Consider the following 1,180-nt stretch of genomic DNA (forward strand, 5'->3'; position numbering starts at 1 on the left):
ATATCATCTGAATACTTGTACGCTGGAGGGGATCAATAACAAGATAAAACTCATCAAGCGTATGGGATACGGATATCGAGATACGGAATACTTCTTCCTAAAGATAAAAGCAGCTTTCCCCGGAAAGCCGCGATGAACCTTATTTTAGGTCAACACTCCGGTTCGTCAGGCAAAAACACCTAATAATATGGGTATTTCTAACCTCCTCCTACACTATTAGATATACCGATTTTGAATTAATCAGGAGTTTTCTTTCAGCACACACTCGTTTGTGTTCCTTCAGTCCATGCCAATAAGTCAAGGGGGGAATTAATCGGTTAAAAAATTCTGGCAAACTTTGGGGCAGAAATATTTGAACGAGTTTATTCGAATAAAGCGGCAGTTTAATTGGTGGTTTGATTTCGAAAACCTGCTGGAAGAGCTAATTTTGCAAGTATCCGTACAGCGCCGATGCCCCAGCGTTTACTTAGACTGGCTGAGGCTCGGGGTGGTAATCAAGAAAAATTAAGCTTTAGGTAGGATTGTTTCTACTTCACTATGTGGACGAGGGATAACATGAATACTTACAAGTTCACCTACATTTTTAGCAGCAATTGCGCCTGCATCTGTTGCTGCTTTTACAGCGCCAACATCACCACGCACCATAACAGTAACTAAACCGCTGCCAACTTGTTCACGTCCAACAAGTTCGACGTTTGCAGCTTTTACCATAGCATCAGCAGCTTCTATCGCGCCAACCAAACCTTTAGTTTCAACCATTCCTAGGGCATTTAAAGACATGTTATTCTCACTTTTTGTTTAATTAGTTGATATTAAGACATTTTTTTTAGTTCGTTAATGATCATTTTAGTGATCATATCTACATCTACTGACCCTTCTGTAGATGTTACGTCAGTATCATTAGTGGGTGCATTGTTACTATAGGATAGGGATAGCTCCTCCGTATCATAAGCTACACGACGAATATCAAAAAGGTGCTCTGGTGTAACGTTGTCAGAAGTAGAACTTCCGCCTACCGCGCCACAGCCCAATGTAAACGACGGGAACAGATTCGTAGACAGGCCAACAGCTCCGTGAGTCGAAGGTGTATTGACCAACATGCGAGATACCGGCTTTTTCAGGCCAAACGCACAGATAACAGACTCGTCCTTAGAATGGATAGCTAAAGAGTGACCTACAC

At 41.9% G+C, this 1,180-nt stretch carries 2 protein-coding genes and 1 pseudogene; 1 reads left to right on the forward strand and 2 read right to left on the reverse strand.

All coding sequences use genetic code 11. The annotated features are described in order from the left end of the window. A partial coding sequence (locus tag EIZ48_RS28300; protein ID WP_160648522.1) for a transposase occupies positions 1-136 on the forward strand: 136 nt, incomplete at its 5' end. A gap of 368 nt (positions 137-504) precedes the next feature. Here the strand turns inward: EIZ48_RS28300 and EIZ48_RS28305 are convergent. Both EIZ48_RS28305 and EIZ48_RS29245 read right to left on the reverse strand, forming a co-directional pair. Beyond that, positions 505-780: a BMC domain-containing protein gene (locus tag EIZ48_RS28305; protein WP_075765454.1), complete on the reverse strand. Its 276-nt coding sequence runs from the start codon at positions 778-780 to the stop codon at positions 505-507. A gap of 32 nt (positions 781-812) precedes the next feature. After that, positions 813-1,180: pseudogene (locus EIZ48_RS29245) on the reverse strand (hypothetical protein); the annotation flags it as partial.

The sequence above is a fragment of the Photobacterium alginatilyticum genome (assembly GCF_009910675.1).
Taxonomy (GTDB): Bacteria; Pseudomonadota; Gammaproteobacteria; order Enterobacterales; family Vibrionaceae; genus Photobacterium; species Photobacterium alginatilyticum.